The sequence below is a fragment of the Synergistales bacterium genome (genome assembly GCA_021736445.1).
Classification (GTDB): domain Bacteria; phylum Synergistota; class Synergistia; order Synergistales; family Aminiphilaceae; genus JAIPGA01.
In genome coordinates this window covers 33,325-46,697 of record JAIPGA010000011.1, presented here as the reverse complement: position 1 = coordinate 46,697, position 13,373 = coordinate 33,325, and the positions used below count along the sequence as shown (strand labels likewise).

Here is a 13,373-nt window from a genome sequence, read left to right as displayed (position 1 = left end):
GGTGGTGGAGACCGGGGCGGGGACGGTTCTCCTCGACCCCGGTATCGCCCTGGGGTACCGGCGATACGGTCTCCTGCCCCACCCGGCGCAGGTCGGCGTCTGCGAACGTCGTCGGGAACGTATCGTGGAGGCCTTCCGACAGGCCGCCCATGTGGTCTTCAGCCATTTCCACGGCGACCACGTGCCGCTGTCGGACGCCAACCCCTTCCAGCTGCACATCCAGACCGTCGGGGCACTCCTGGCCGGACCGACGGTCTGGATGTGCAGCGCTCCCGGCGGGCTCTCCGACCGGTCGCTCTTCCGGCGGAACGTCATCCTCCAGCGGGCACCCCACGCCCGGAGCGCCGTGGGGATAGCCGAAGGGGTGTTCCGTTTTTCCCCTCCGGTGCCCTACGGGGAACCCGATTCCAGGACGGGGAGCGTGGTCATGACGGCGCTGCGGACCGAAGCCGGCATCTTTGTCCACGCTTCGGATATCCAGTTCCTCTCCGACGAGGCCCTGGCCGAACTCCTGGCTCTGGAGCCGGAGGCGGTTCTGGCCAGCGGACCGCCCCTCTATCTGGATGTCCTGAACCGGGAGGCCCGTGCTGGAGCATGGCGACGGTTGCAGCGGGTGGCTGCAGGAGTGCCGCTGTTGATTCTGGACCATCATCTCCTGCGGAGTCGGGAGGGAGCCCAGTGGGTGGAACGCCTGGACGCCCAGGCGTGGGGACGGGTGGTGACGGCGGCGGCCTTTATGGGTAAGCCCCTGCAGCAATTGGAAGCCCGCCGGAAGATGCTCTACCGCGACATCCCTGTTCCCCCGGGCTGGCACGAGGCCTACGCCGCCGGGGCCGAGGAGACCGGTCCCTACTTCGAGGAGGCCCGGCGGCGCTATCCCTGGTTCGTTTAGCTGTTTTCCAGCAGTTCCAGTGCCCGTGCCGCTACGCGTCGGTGGTTGACAGACACCGAGGAACCGTCCATCTTCCATCCCCCTCTGTCTCCCATGATACACCGGCAACAAACAGGGGGCCGCCGAAGCGGCCCCCTGCCCCGGGTTACGGTGCTGTCGTGTTTCCGTCGTAGAGGAAGTCCCGCAGGCCCTTGCCGGGGGGGACCATGGGCATCACGTTGTCCTCCTGGGGGATGAGGCATTCCAGGAAAAAGGGCCCCTCGGCGGCGTAGGCTTCGTCAAGGGCCTTCCCGAAGTGTTCCGGATCGGAGACGGTGACCCCCGGTATCCCGAAGGCCTGGGCCACGGCGGCGAGCCGGCAGGTGGCGGTCGGGCAGGTCTCGGAGTAGCGCCGCTTCCAGAAGAGCTGCTGCCACTGCCGGACCATGCCCAGGCTGCTGTTGTGGAGCACGATGATCTTGATGGGGAGCCTGTAGCGGCTGATGGTCTCCAGCTCCTGGATGTTCATCAGGATGCTGCCGTCACCGGCCAGACAGGTGACGGGCCGGCCGGGGGCGCCGAAGGCCCCGCCGATGGCCGCGGGAAGGCCGTACCCCATGGTTCCCAGTCCACCGGAGGTGAGAAAGGTCCTGGAGCGGCGGCACTCCCAGTAGAGGGCCGCCCACATCTGGTGCTGTCCCACCTCGGTGGAGACCACCCCTTCGTCGCCGGTCTTCGCGCGCACCCGGGTGATGACCTCCTGCGGGCTGAGGGTGTCCCCGGTGCTCTGGTGGGAGAGGGGGTACCGGTTGGCCCAGCCGTTCAGGCGTCCCAGCCAGGCGGAGCGCTGCGGCACGGCCTCGGTGCGGGCGTTGAGTTCGGCGAGGATCTCCCTGGCGTCTCCGGTAAGGGTGATGTCGGCGTGGATGATCTTGTCGAGCTCCGCCGGGTCCAGATCGATGTGGATCACCGCGGCCCCGGGGGCGAAGGCGTGCTTTGCGCCGGTGGTGCGGTCGCTGAAGCGGGTCCCTGCGGCGATGAGCAGATCGGCGTCGGAAACGGCGAGATTGGCCGTGGGGGTGCCGTGCATGCCGAGCATGCCCAGGGCCAGAGGGTGGTTGTCGGGGAAGGCCCCTTTGCCCATCAATGTGTTGGCCACGGGGATCTGCAGCCCTTCGGCCATGCGCCGCAGCTCGGCTTCGGCGCCGGCCAGGATGCATCCGCCGCCGGCCAGGATGACCGGCTGCCTGGCCCGTGCGATACGACTGACGGCGGCGTCGATCTCCGAGAGATCCAGCCGGGACTGGGGATCGTAGCCCGGGAAGGAGAGGTCCGGCGGATAGACGAACTCGGCCACCTGCTGCTGCACGTCCACAGGCAGCTCCAGCATGACCACCCCGGGCCGGCCGCTGTTGGCGATCAGGAAGGCGCCCCGCAGGGCCTCCGGGAGGCCGGCGATATCCCTGACGAGGAAGCTGTGTTTGACGATGGGCATGGAGCAGCCGTACACGTCGGCCTCCTGGAATCCGTCGGTACCGATGTTGGCGGTGGTGACCTGTCCGGCGATCACCACCAGGGGTACCGAGTCGATATTGGCGTTGGCGATGCCGGTGAGGACGTTCGTCGCTCCGGGACCGGAGGTGGCGATACAGACCCCGGTCCTGCCCGTGGTTCGTGCGTAGGCGTCGGCCGCATGGCAGGCGGCCTGTTCGTGTCTGGTCAGCACATGGGTGAAGGAGCCGTCGGCGATGGCATCGTAGAGAGGGATCACGGCACCGCCGGGGATGCCGAAGACATGCTGGACTTCCTCCGCCTCCAGGGCGGCCACGACCATCTGGGCACCGCTCATCTTCATTCTTCCATCTCTCCTCTCCCGGGGGATTCCGGATTCTCCGTTACGTGATGTCGCCGAAAGGGGACCGCCATCAGGAACTGACGTCCTCCTCGCAGCGGAGGTAGGCCTGCAGGCCGTAGCCCGGCGGCACCATGGGGAAGACGTTGGCGTTCCGTTCGATACGGCAGTCCAGCACCACCGGTCCTTCTTCCGCGAAGGCCCAGTCTGCTGCCCCCTCCAGCTCATCCAGGCTCTGGACCTTCCGGGCCGGGACCCCGTAGCCTCTGGCGATCCGCTCGATATCCAGCGGGCACTCCTCGCAGGTGTGGGCGTAGCGTTCGTCCCAGAAGAGCTGTTGCCACTGCCGGACCATCCCCAGACCGGCGTTGTTCATGACCACAACCTTCACCGGCAGATGGTAGCGGAGGCAGGTGTCCAGCTCCTGGGCGTTCATGAGAAAGCTCCCGTCGCCGGAGATGCAGACCACCGGCTCGCCGGGGCGGGCGAACGCCGCCCCCACCGCGGAGGGGAGGCCGAATCCCATGGTGCCCAGGCCTCCGGAGGTGATGAAGGTGCGCGGCGCCCGGGACCGCCAGAAGAGGGCGCTCCACATCTGGTGCTGCCCCACCTCGGTGGTGAGGACGCCTTCGGGGCTGTGGCGTTTCTGGATCTCCGCGAGCAGCCGCTGAGGAGTCAGCGCCTCTTCGTCGGTTTCCGTGCCGGGATAGGGCCAGCTCTCGATCCTGGTGCGCCAGCTCGAATGGTCGCGGTTGCTGTCCACCTTGTCCGCCAGCAGGCGGAGCACCTTGGTGGCGTTGCCCTTCAGGGCGATGTCGGCGTGGACATTCTTGTCCAGCTCGGCGGAATCGATATCCACGTGCACCACCGTGGCCGACTGGGCGAAGCCTCCGTCGGTCCCGGTGGAGCGGTTGCTGAAGCGCGTGCCCACCGCCATGATGAGATCCGCCTCGGAGACGGCGTGGTTCGCCCTGGGGGTACCGTGCATCCCCAGCATCCCCAGGGCCAGCGGGTGGTCCTCCGGAAAGACGCCCTTGCCCATCAGGGTGGTGGCCACAGGGATCTGAGCCGTTACGGCCAGCTCCCGCAGTATCTCCGCAGCGCCACCGGCGATGGCGCCGCCGCCGGCGAGGATCACCGGGCGTTCGGCGCCGTTGAGTGCGTCCACAGCCTCGTGGAGCCTGGTCAGATCCTGCCGTGTCTCCGGGTCGTAGCCCGGGAAGCGTACCGTCTCGGGATAGTCGAACTCGCCCACCTGGTACTGCACATCCACCGGCAGATCGATGAGGACCGGTCCCGGCCGGCCGGTGGCGGCGATCTGGAAGGCGCCTTTGACGATCCTGGGCAGCTCGGAGACATCCCGCACCAGGAAGCTGTGCTTGACCAGAGGGAGCGACGAGCCGTAGATATCCGCCTCCTGGAAGGCGTCGGTACCGATGCTCGACGTGGCCACCTGTCCGGTGAAGATCACCAGGGGGATGGAATCCATATGGGCGTTGGCGATCCCCGTCACCAGGTTGGTCGCCCCCGGCCCGGAGGTGGCGAAGACCACGCCGACCCTTCCCGAGGCGCGGGCGTAGCCGTCGGCCGCATGGCAGGCTCCCTGTTCGTGTCGGGCCAGCACATGGGTGAAGGGGGCGCCGAGGAGCGCGTCGTAGACGGGGATCACCGTCGCGCCCGGAAGACCGAAGACATACTGGACATGCTCTCTCTCCAATGCGGAGATCACCATCTCCGCACCATTCATCCGCGTAGACATGGGCTCACCTCTCCCTCTCGAAATCCCCGCCGAGTCCCGTTACTCGGCGGCGTACCCGGCGATGGTCCCGCCGACCTGTGTCGTTCCCGCCTCTCCGCCGAACTCCATGGGGAGCCTGGCGGTCGGTGCGGTGGCGAGGTAGCGTTCCACGGCGCGTTCAACACGTCGGGCGGAGGCGCTCTCCCCCAGATGTTCCAGCAGAAGGCGTCCCGACAGAATCGCCGCCAGGGGGTTGGCCCTGTCCAGACCGGCGATGTCCGGTGCCGAACCGTGGACCGGTTCGAACATGGAGAGACCGTCGCCGATGTTGCCTCCGGCGGCCACCCCGAGGCCGCCGCTGATGCCGGCCAGCAGGTCGCTGACGATATCGCCGAACATGTTGGGCGTCAGGATGACGCTGTAGCGACTGGGCGCGCGTACCAGGTGGTAGCAGAGGGCGTCCACATTGGCCATATGGAGGGTGATCCCCTGTTTTGCCGCTTCGTCGGCGGCGACCTCGTCCCAGAAGCCGTAGATCTGGGGGAGGGCGTTGGCCTTGGAGGCCAGGGTGATCTCCTTCTCGCCCCGTTCCCCGGCCAGGTTACAGGCGAAGCGGGTGACCCGGCGGATCGCCTGCTCCGTGGCGAAGCCCAGCTGGACGGCGGCCGCGTCGCCGTTGCCGAAGTCCACGTCCAGGTGTCCCGAGGCGGTGTAGAGGCTGCGTCTGGTGTCGATATCGAAGCGCACCCTTCCGTTGTCGCTCCGTTCGCCCACACCGATATAGAAATCCTCGGTGTTCTCCCGGACCACTACCGTGTCGATCTGTTCCCCTTCGTCAAGGCGCACCGGCAGAGGGATCCGGGGATAGCTCCTGGCCGGACGGAGGTTGACGTACTGATCAAAGGCGAAGCGGAGGTTCAGGAGGATGCCCCGCTCGAGAATCCCCGGTTTGACCCCGGGGTGGCCGATGGCCCCCAGCAGCAGGGCGTCGCAATCCTTGATCTCCTCCTGGGCGCTGTCCGGGAAGACCTCGCCGGTTTTCAGGTAGTGGGCGCCCCCGAAGGGGTACTCCCTCCATTCCAGCGAAGCGCCTTCGGCGGAGGTTGCCGCCTCGAGCACGCGGGTGGTCTGGGCGATGACCTCCTCGCCGATGCCGTCGCCGGGGATGCAGGCGATGTTGTAGTGTCTGTTCATGATGGGTCTCGCTCCTTCAGTCGCTGTTGTACGTAGGGAACCAGGCCGCCCTGTTCGATGAGCCGCCGCAGGAAAGGCGGGAAGGGGGCCGTTTCGTAGGTTGCGCCGCTGTGGATGTTGCGGATGACACCGGACCCGACATCTACCTCCAGGGTCTGCCCCTGTTCGGTCTCCCGGGCCGCCTGGGGGCATTCCACGATAGGGAGCCCCACGTTGATGGCGTTCCGGAAAAAGATCCTGGCGAAGGAGGCCGCCACCACGCAGGCCACACCGGCGCCCTTGATGGCCAGCGGGGCGTGCTCCCGGCTGGAGCCGCAGCCGAAGTTCTCGCCGGCTACGATGATGTCTCCCCGGGCTACCTTGGTGGCGAAGGAGGGCAGGGCGTCTTCCATGCAGTGGCTGCCCAGCTCCGTCTCGTCGCTGGTCACCAGATAGCGGGCGGGGATGATCGCGTCGGTGTCGACGTCGTCGCCGAAGGTCCAGACCTTTCCCTGGAATGTGGTCTCCATCAGAGCCTCCCTCCTTCCGTTGCCGCCCTGGTGTACCTCCCGGGGTCGGTGATCCTCCCGGTCAGTGCCGTGGCCGCAGCGACCAGGGGGCCGGCCAGGTAGACCTCGCTCTCGGGATGTCCCATCCGCCCCACGAAGTTCCGATTGCTGGTGGAGAGACAGCGTTCGCCCCTGGCGAGGATCCCCATGTGCCCGCCCAGGCAGGGTCCGCAGGTGGGTGTGCAGACCGCCGCGCCGGCCTTGGTGAAGGTTTCGATGTAGCCCCGCTCGAGCGCCGCCTGGTAGATCTCGTAGGAGGCGGGGATGACGATACAGCGGATCCCGGGCGCCACCTGGCGACCCTTCAGGATGCCGGCGGCCAGCTCCAGGTCCCGCAGGCGTCCGTTGGTGCAGGAGCCGATGAAGACCTGGTCCACCTCGATGTCGCTGCACCGGCTGACCGGCCTCGTGTTGGAGGGCAGATGGGGGAGGGCCACCACAGGCTCCATGTCGGAGACATCGATGGTGACCTCGTCGGCGTATGGGGCGTCGCTGTCGGGGAAGACGGGCTCAAAGGCACGTTGGGCACGTTCGCGGGCGTAGTCGAGGATCCTGTCGTCCGGCGGGAAGAGCCCCGTCTTGGCGCCGGCTTCGATGGCCATGTTGGACATGGTGAAACGGTCGTCCATGGGGAGGTCCCTCAGACTCTCGCCGTGGAACTCCAGGGCCATGTACCGGGCGCCCTGGACACCGATGCGGCCGATCAGGGTGAGGATCAGATCCTTGCCGGTGATCCAGCCGGGCAGCTCGCCGGTGTAGGTGACCTTCAGCGTCGGCGGGACGCGCATCCAGGTCTCGCCGAGCGCCCAGGCGGCGGCCAGGTCCGTGGAGCCCATGCCGGTGGAGAAGGCCCCCAGGGCGCCGCCTGTGCAGGTGTGGCTGTCGGCGCCCACCACGATCTCGCCGGGGAGGATCAGCCCCTGCTCGGGGAGGAAGGCGTGTTCGATGCCCACCCGGCCGACCTCCCAGTAGCGCATGCCCTGGGCGTTGGCGAAGGCCCTGGCTGTCTTGGCCTGTTCGGCGGCGGCGATATCCTTGTTGGGGGTGAAGTGGTCGGGCAGGATGGCGCAGCGCTCCCGGTCGAAGACCTCCGTGGCGCCCATGGTTTCGAAGGCCCGCATCGCCGGCGGGGCGGTGATGTCGTTGGCGAAGGCGAAGTCCACCGCGACCTGGCAGATCTCGCCCTCCACGGCCGATTCGCTGGTGTGTCCGGCGATCAGCGCCCTAGCCATTGTGTACGGCATCGTGCAGCTCCACTCCTTTCGCGGCGGCGAGCCGGTAGAGACGGTTGACGGCGTTGACATAGGCCTTCAGCGAGGCTTCCACCACGTCGGTGCTGGCGCCGCGGCCCCCGGCCTGGACGCCGTTCTGCTTGAGGGTCACCCGGGCCTCGCCGACGGCGTCGGACTTCCCGCTGACGGCGTTCATCCGCCACTCCATCAGCTCCGGGTCCAGCCCGATGATCCGTTTGATGGCCTCGCAGGAGGCGTCGATGGGGCCGTTGCCCGTGGCGGCGTCGCTGATCTCCTTCTCCCCGTCCCAGAGGGTGACCGTGGAGGTTCCCTTGCCGTGTCCGGAGACGTGGACGTTGAAGTCGTAGAGCACAAAGCGCCGCTCCGGTTCCACGGCGAGGATGTCGTCCACGATCAGCGCCTCCAGATCGCCGTCGGTGACGATCTCCTTGCGGTCGCTCAGTGCCTTGAAGAGCTTGAAGGCCTGCTTCAGCTGGTCGTCGTTGAGGTTGTACCCCAGTCCTTCCACCTCGTTGCGGAAGGCGTGCTTGCCGGAGTGTTTGCCCAGCACCAGTTCGCTTCCCGGGGCGCCGACATCCTCGGGGGTCATGATCTCGTAGGTGGCCTTGTTGCAGAGCACGCCGTGCTGGTGGATCCCCGCCTCGTGGGCGAAGGCGTTGAGGCCTACGACCGCCTTGTTCCTGGGCACGATGAACCCCGTGAGACGCGAAACCAGGCGGCTGGCGCTGTAGAGTTTGCGTGTGTCCAGGTAGGTTTCGGCGCCGAACTGATCCTTCCGGGTGCGCAGCGCCATGACGATCTCCTCCAGCGAGGCGTTGCCCGCCCGTTCTCCCAGCCCGTTGATGGTGCACTCCACCTGCCGGACGCCGTTCTGGACACCCGCCAGGGAGTTGGAGACGGCGAGGCCCAGATCGTTGTGGCAGTGGACCGACCAGACGACATCATCCCCGGCCCCGACGCGGTCGATGATGTCCCTGACGAAGGCGGCGAACTCGTCGGGCACGGAGTAGCCCACCGTGTCGGGGATGTTGCAGGTGGTGGCCCCCTCTTCGATAGCGGTCTTGAAGACCTCCACCAGAAAGGCCGGATCCGACCGGCTGGCGTCCTCGGCGGAGAATTCCACGTCCTCCACCAGACTCTTCGCCTGGGCGACGGCCCGCCTGGTCTCCGCCAGGACCTCTTCTCTGGAGAGGCGGAGCTTGTGCTCCATGTGGATGTCGCTGGTGGCGATGAAGGTATGGATCCGCGGGTGTTCGGCTTCCTTCACCGCCTCGTAGGCCGCCTCGATGTCGCCGGAACGGGTCCGGGCCAGGCCGGCGATGGTGGATCCCCGGACCTCCCGGGCGATGGAGCGCACCGCGTCCAGGTCGCCCTGGGAGGCGGCGGGGAAGCCTGCCTCGATGACGTCCACCTTCATGTTGGCAAGATGGTGGGCGATCTGGATCTTCTCGGCGGTGTTCAGATTGATGCCCGCAGACTGCTCTCCGTCGCGGAGGGTGGTGTCAAAGATCCGTACGTGATCAGGCTGCATACTGTCACCTTCTTTCTCTGGTTCTGTGGAACCGCTCTGCTCCGCTGGTGATCTCTTCCGGGATGTGCGGCCCTGAGCGGAGCTCTCTGTCTCGTTTCTCTCTCACCGAACAGGGCCCGTGGGGACGGGCCCTGTCGCAGACGGTTCTACTGCTCCGGGGCCTCCTTGGCGTCCAGCCAGGGCATCATCTCGCGGAGTCCGCGTCCCACCTCTTCGAGCTGCTGGGAGCGTTCCCGCTTGCGCCAGAGCTTCATCCTGGGGCGGCCGGTCTGGTTTTCGAGGATCCAGTCCTTGGCGAAGGATCCGTCCTGCACACGGTCCAGAAGGCACTGCATGGTTTCCCGGACATCCTCGTCGATGACCTGGGGACCGGCGGTGAGGTCGCCGTACTCCGCCGTGTCGCTGATGGAGTAGCGCATCCAGGAGAGGCCGCCTTCGTACATCATGTCAACGATGAGCTTCAGCTCGTTGAGGCATTCGAAGTAGGCGATCTCCGGCTGGTAGCCGGCGGCCACGAGGGTTTCGAATCCGGCCTTCACCAGTTCCGTCACGCCGCCGCAGAGCACGGCCTGCTCGCCGAAGAGGTCCGTTTCGGTCTCCTCGGCGAAGGTGGTGGTGATGATGCCCGCCCGGCCGCAGCCGATGCCCGAGGCGTAGGCCAGGCCGATGTCGAAGGCCTGGCCGCTGTTGTCCTGGTAGACGGCGAGCAGCCCGGGAACACCCTTTTCTTCGGTGTACATGCGGCGTACCAGGTGGCCGGGGCCCTTGGGGGCTACCATGAAGACATCCGTGTTCGCCGGCGGCTCCACCTGGTGGTAGTGGACGGTGAAGCCGTGGGCGGTACCGATGGCGGCCCCGGGCTTGAGATTGGGCCTGACCTTCTCCTCGAAGACCTCCCGCTGGATGTGGTCCGGCATGAGCAGCATCACGACGTCGGCCTTTGCCGTGGCTTCCTCCATAGTGAAGACAGCCAGCCCGTCCTGTTCGGCCTTGGCTCGGGATGAGCTCCCCTCGTTGAGCCCCACGATGGCGTTGAAACCGCTCTCCTTGAGGTTCTGGGCATGGGCGTGTCCCTGACTGCCGTAGCCGAGGACGGCGATTGTTTTGTCTTTGAGGACACCTAGTTTTGCATCCTTGTCGTAGAGCACCTGTTTCATCGTTTTGTTCCTCCTCCTTCTGTTTTCTGTGTCTTTAGGTGTTACGAATCGGATTCCCCGTTGCCCGGGAAACCCGTTCGTCCCATCGCGACGGAACCGCTGCTGGCCACCTCCAGGATGCCGAAGGGTCTGACGGCTTCCAGAAAGGCGCTCATCTTGCCTCGGTCTCCCGTGACCTCCAGGATGACGGCGTCGCCGCCCATATCCACCACACGGCAGCGGAAGACCTCCGCGGTCTGCAGGACATGGGGTCGCACGTCCATCGGCGCGCGGACCTTGATCAGCATCATCCAGCGCTCCACAAAGGTACCTTTGCTGAGGTCCTTGACCTCTACGGTTTCCACGAGCTTGCTGATCTGCTTGACGATCTGGTCGACAACGGCCTCGTCCCCGTCGACGACAAGTGTGAATCGCGACATGCCCTTCTGGGCGGTGTTCCCGACGCTGAGGCTGTGGACGTTGTAGCCCCTCCTGGAGACAAGGCTTGCCAGGCGTGACAGCACGCCGGGATGGTCCTCCACCAAGATGCTGATCGTATGTTGCACCGCTCTCCCTCCCTCAATGTGACCGAAAGATAAAAAAAAGACCGGGGCCCGACAAGTGCGGGTCCCGGTCTCGAAGTGCCCGTGCTCAAACGCCGACGAGCGCTCCGGGAGGGGACCCGCAGCGAAGAAGGAGTACAATAATAAGGACGGACAGCGTGGTTGGAATGGAAATGCTATCTGTTCCCCGCATCTGGTTTCCCCCTCTCGATATTCCGTCGTCGGTGTCGAAGAATGTTGGCAGCTATTCTATCGGCGCTCTGTCGTACTGTCAATGACGGTGTGCCGTTTTCGTTCGAATTGTTACAATAACGCCGCAAGAGTGCGGCGGAACGGATGTTTTCAGAATTTTGAATCGAATAGAATCTATTTTGGAGATATCCGCGCGGTTTGGTGTTGACAGTGGGATACGCAGGGGAGTACGATTAGTTTGGCTGTACAAACTTTTGACGCCACAGCGAGGAGCGTACGATAAATGTCCACAATTCGCGATATTCCAAAGGGCAGTGTTGCGACAGTCACCTCCCTGCCCGGCGGGCAGTGCAGGTTGCGGCTCGAGGCCCTGGGGCTCCGGGTCGGGAAAACGATAACCAAGGTATCGGGGATGCCCTTCCGGGGGCCCACAACCCTTTTGCTGGATGGTCGGCAGATCGCCATCGGCCACGGCGCCGCCGGGCGGGTGGAGGTATCCGTGATCAGGGAGGGACTGGAGAGCGCATGAAACACTGCGGAGGATGCCACGGCCGAGGGGGACACTGCGCCGCCGGGGGGATCCCCAGAGACTGCAATGGTCGGGCCCTGCTGGTGGGCAACCCCAATGTCGGGAAGAGCGTGCTCTTCACCCACCTCACCGGTGTCCACGCCCTCTCCTCGAACTATCCGGGGACCACGGTCTCCTTTGCGGAAGGACGGCTGGCCTTCCAGGATGCCTGCTACCATCTTGTCGATGTGCCCGGCGCCTATTCGCTGGATCCCATCAACGAAGCGGAGGAGGTGGCCGGACGGATCATCGACGAAGGCGCCGACGTGATCATCCTGGTGCTGGACGCCACGGCGCTGGAGCGGAACCTCTATCTCGGGCTGCAGGTGCTGGAGCGGAGGCAGCCGACGGTGGTGGCGCTCAACATGGTGGACGAGGCGCGGCATCAGGGTGTGGAAATCGATGTGGAGGCCCTGGCCGCCAGGCTCGGTGTCCCCGTGGTCCCGACGGTGGCCGTGACGGGCGAGGGGATCCGGAACCTCGTGGAGACCTTGTCGTCACCGCCGGTGCCGACGTGGGAGCCCATGGGCAAGGAGGAACGCTGGAAAGCGGTCGGTGCGATCGTCACCGATGTGCAGCAGGTGACCAGGAAACAGCACACCTTCCGGGACCATTTGGAGGACATCAGTGTCCATCAGGTCTGGGGCGCCCTGCTCGGCGTGGCCGTTCTGGCGGGGAGCTGGTTTGTCATCCGGCAGATCGGCGAGGGGTTGATCACCTATCTCCTGGACCCGCTTTTTTCGGGTGTCTATCTGCCGCTGCTGCAGGGGGTCTCGGCGGCCCTCGCCGAGACCCCCTGGCTGCATCAGCTGGTCATCGGCACGCTCTTCGATGGGGCTATCGATTTCGAGCAGAGTTTCGGTCTTCTCACCACAGGGCTCTATGTCCCTCTGGTGATGGTGCTTCCCTATATCGTCGCCTTCTACAGCGTGCTGAGCATCCTCGAGGACGTAGGCTATCTGCCGCGGCTGGCGGTGATCTTCGATTCCCTGATGCACCGCGTGGGTCTCCACGGTTTTGCTATCGTCCCGTCGCTGCTGGGGCTGGGCTGCAATGTTCCCGGGGTCATGGCCACCAGGGTGCTGGAGTCGGCCCGGGAGCGGTTCATTGCGGCCACGCTGATCTCCGTGGCTGTTCCCTGTGCCGGTCTGCAGGCGATGATCGTCGGGGTGGTGGGCGATTACGGTATGGGCCTGATCCTGCTGGTCTATCTCTCCATGGCCGTCACCTGGGTCGTGCTGGGCCGGTTGCTGCACAGCGTACTGCCGGGGTACAGCCCGGAGCTGGTGGTGGAGATCCCCCCCTATCGGCTGCCCTCCTTCCGCAGCCTGGGGCTCAAGCTCTGGTTCCGGGTGCGGGGCTTTGTGGAGGAGGCGGTGCCTCTGGTGCTGGTGGGGATCGTGATCGTCAATCTGCTCTACGGCAGCGGGGCCATGGCGGTGATCGCTTCGTCGCTGGCACCGCTTTTCGAAACGCTGCTTGGCCTGCCTCCCGAGGCGGCGGGGCCGATCCTGCTGGGGATCCTCCGGAAGGACGTGGCCGTAGGAATGCTGGTGCCCCTGGGGCTTACCCCCCAGCAGCTGGTGGTCGCCGTGGTGACCCTGGCCATGACCTTCCCCTGCATCGCCACCTTTGTGGTGCTCTGGCGGGAACTGGGCGTCAGGCGGCTTGCCGGCAGCATCCTCATTATGGTGGCCACGGCTCTGGTAGCTGGGGGGATCCTCAACGGGATCTTCCAGCTGGTGGCCTGAGGGCCCTGAGGGTGGCGTTGCTGTCGATTCGGTAACCAATTGGTAACGAATGAGAGCAAATTGCGCCGGAAGGCGTGAATTCCGAATAGTGTGTGCAATGTGGCTATTGACGTGTCGCGGCTCTGTGGGAAGATATCTGCCTGGACAGAGATCCTATCCCAACGAGCTCGACACGT

11 protein-coding genes are annotated in these 13,373 nt (G+C 65.6%); 3 read left to right on the top strand and 8 right to left on the bottom strand.

Annotation, left to right across the window (positions count from 1 at the left end):
* Positions 1-892, top strand: an 892-nt coding sequence (locus tag K9L28_03395) for a hypothetical protein (protein MCF7935376.1), incomplete at its 5' end; no start/stop codon positions are given.
* A gap of 145 nt (positions 893-1,037) precedes the next feature.
* Here the strand turns inward: K9L28_03395 and ilvB (K9L28_03390) are convergent.
* The 8 genes from ilvB (K9L28_03390) to ilvN all read right to left on the bottom strand — a co-directional run bounded on the left by ilvB (K9L28_03390) (position 1,038) and on the right by ilvN (position 10,689).
* Positions 1,038-2,726, bottom strand: a complete 1,689-nt coding sequence (ilvB, locus tag K9L28_03390; GenBank protein MCF7935375.1) for a biosynthetic-type acetolactate synthase large subunit — start codon at positions 2,724-2,726, stop codon at positions 1,038-1,040.
* A gap of 70 nt (positions 2,727-2,796) precedes the next feature.
* Positions 2,797-4,482, bottom strand: a complete 1,686-nt coding sequence (gene ilvB / locus K9L28_03385) for a biosynthetic-type acetolactate synthase large subunit (GenBank protein ID MCF7935374.1) — start codon at positions 4,480-4,482, stop codon at positions 2,797-2,799.
* 39 nt (positions 4,483-4,521) lie between these two features.
* Complete coding sequence (locus K9L28_03380) at positions 4,522-5,655, bottom strand: isocitrate/isopropylmalate dehydrogenase family protein (GenBank protein ID MCF7935373.1); 1,134 nt, start codon at positions 5,653-5,655, stop codon at positions 4,522-4,524.
* Positions 5,652-6,164, bottom strand: coding sequence for a 3-isopropylmalate dehydratase small subunit (locus K9L28_03375; GenBank protein MCF7935372.1), 513 nt, complete (start codon positions 6,162-6,164; stop codon positions 5,652-5,654). The genes K9L28_03380 and K9L28_03375 overlap by 4 nt, the downstream gene beginning before the upstream one ends.
* Entirely contained in the window at positions 6,164-7,447 is a 1,284-nt protein-coding gene (locus K9L28_03370) for a 3-isopropylmalate dehydratase large subunit (GenBank protein MCF7935371.1), read from the bottom strand. The genes K9L28_03375 and K9L28_03370 overlap by 1 nt, the downstream gene beginning before the upstream one ends.
* The gene (locus K9L28_03365) at positions 7,428-8,987 is read right to left on the bottom strand and encodes a 2-isopropylmalate synthase (protein ID MCF7935370.1); all 1,560 of its coding nucleotides are present in this window, start codon (positions 8,985-8,987) and stop codon (positions 7,428-7,430) included. Before K9L28_03365 ends, K9L28_03370 begins: the two co-directional genes overlap by 20 nt.
* Positions 8,988-9,133: 146 nt before the next feature.
* The gene (gene ilvC, locus K9L28_03360; protein MCF7935369.1) at positions 9,134-10,144 is read right to left on the bottom strand and encodes a ketol-acid reductoisomerase; all 1,011 of its coding nucleotides are present in this window, start codon (positions 10,142-10,144) and stop codon (positions 9,134-9,136) included.
* Positions 10,145-10,185: 41 nt separating this feature from the next.
* Positions 10,186-10,689, bottom strand: coding sequence for an acetolactate synthase small subunit (gene ilvN, locus K9L28_03355; GenBank protein MCF7935368.1), 504 nt, complete (start codon positions 10,687-10,689; stop codon positions 10,186-10,188).
* A 472-nt stretch (positions 10,690-11,161) separates the two neighbouring features.
* On the opposite strand from ilvN, the gene K9L28_03350 reads away from it, so the two are divergent.
* Positions 11,162-11,407 (top strand): ferrous iron transport protein A, encoded by a 246-nt coding sequence (locus K9L28_03350; protein MCF7935367.1) that lies wholly within the window; start codon positions 11,162-11,164, stop codon positions 11,405-11,407.
* Positions 11,404-13,197, top strand: a complete 1,794-nt coding sequence (locus K9L28_03345; GenBank protein ID MCF7935366.1) for a ferrous iron transporter B — start codon at positions 11,404-11,406, stop codon at positions 13,195-13,197. Before K9L28_03350 ends, K9L28_03345 begins: the two co-directional genes overlap by 4 nt.
* Positions 13,198-13,373: the final 176 nt, after the last annotated feature.

Bases quoted from the DNA above. Each gene is read 5' to 3' on its own strand.
- ilvB (MCF7935375.1), bottom strand. From the start codon at position 2,726: ATGAAGATGAGCGGTGCCCAGATGGTCGTGGCCGCCCTGGAGGCGGAG.
- ilvB (MCF7935374.1), bottom strand. From the start codon at position 4,482: ATGTCTACGCGGATGAATGGTGCGGAGATGGTGATCTCCGCATTGGAG.
- K9L28_03380 (MCF7935373.1), bottom strand. From the start codon at position 5,655: ATGAACAGACACTACAACATCGCCTGCATCCCCGGCGACGGCATCGGC.
- K9L28_03375 (MCF7935372.1), bottom strand. From the start codon at position 6,164: ATGGAGACCACATTCCAGGGAAAGGTCTGGACCTTCGGCGACGACGTC.
- K9L28_03370 (MCF7935371.1), bottom strand. From the start codon at position 7,447: ATGCCGTACACAATGGCTAGGGCGCTGATCGCCGGACACACCAGCGAA.
- K9L28_03365 (MCF7935370.1), bottom strand. From the start codon at position 8,987: ATGCAGCCTGATCACGTACGGATCTTTGACACCACCCTCCGCGACGGA.
- ilvC (MCF7935369.1), bottom strand. From the start codon at position 10,144: ATGAAACAGGTGCTCTACGACAAGGATGCAAAACTAGGTGTCCTCAAA.
- K9L28_03350 (MCF7935367.1), top strand. From the start codon at position 11,162: ATGTCCACAATTCGCGATATTCCAAAGGGCAGTGTTGCGACAGTCACC.
- K9L28_03345 (MCF7935366.1), top strand. From the start codon at position 11,404: ATGAAACACTGCGGAGGATGCCACGGCCGAGGGGGACACTGCGCCGCC.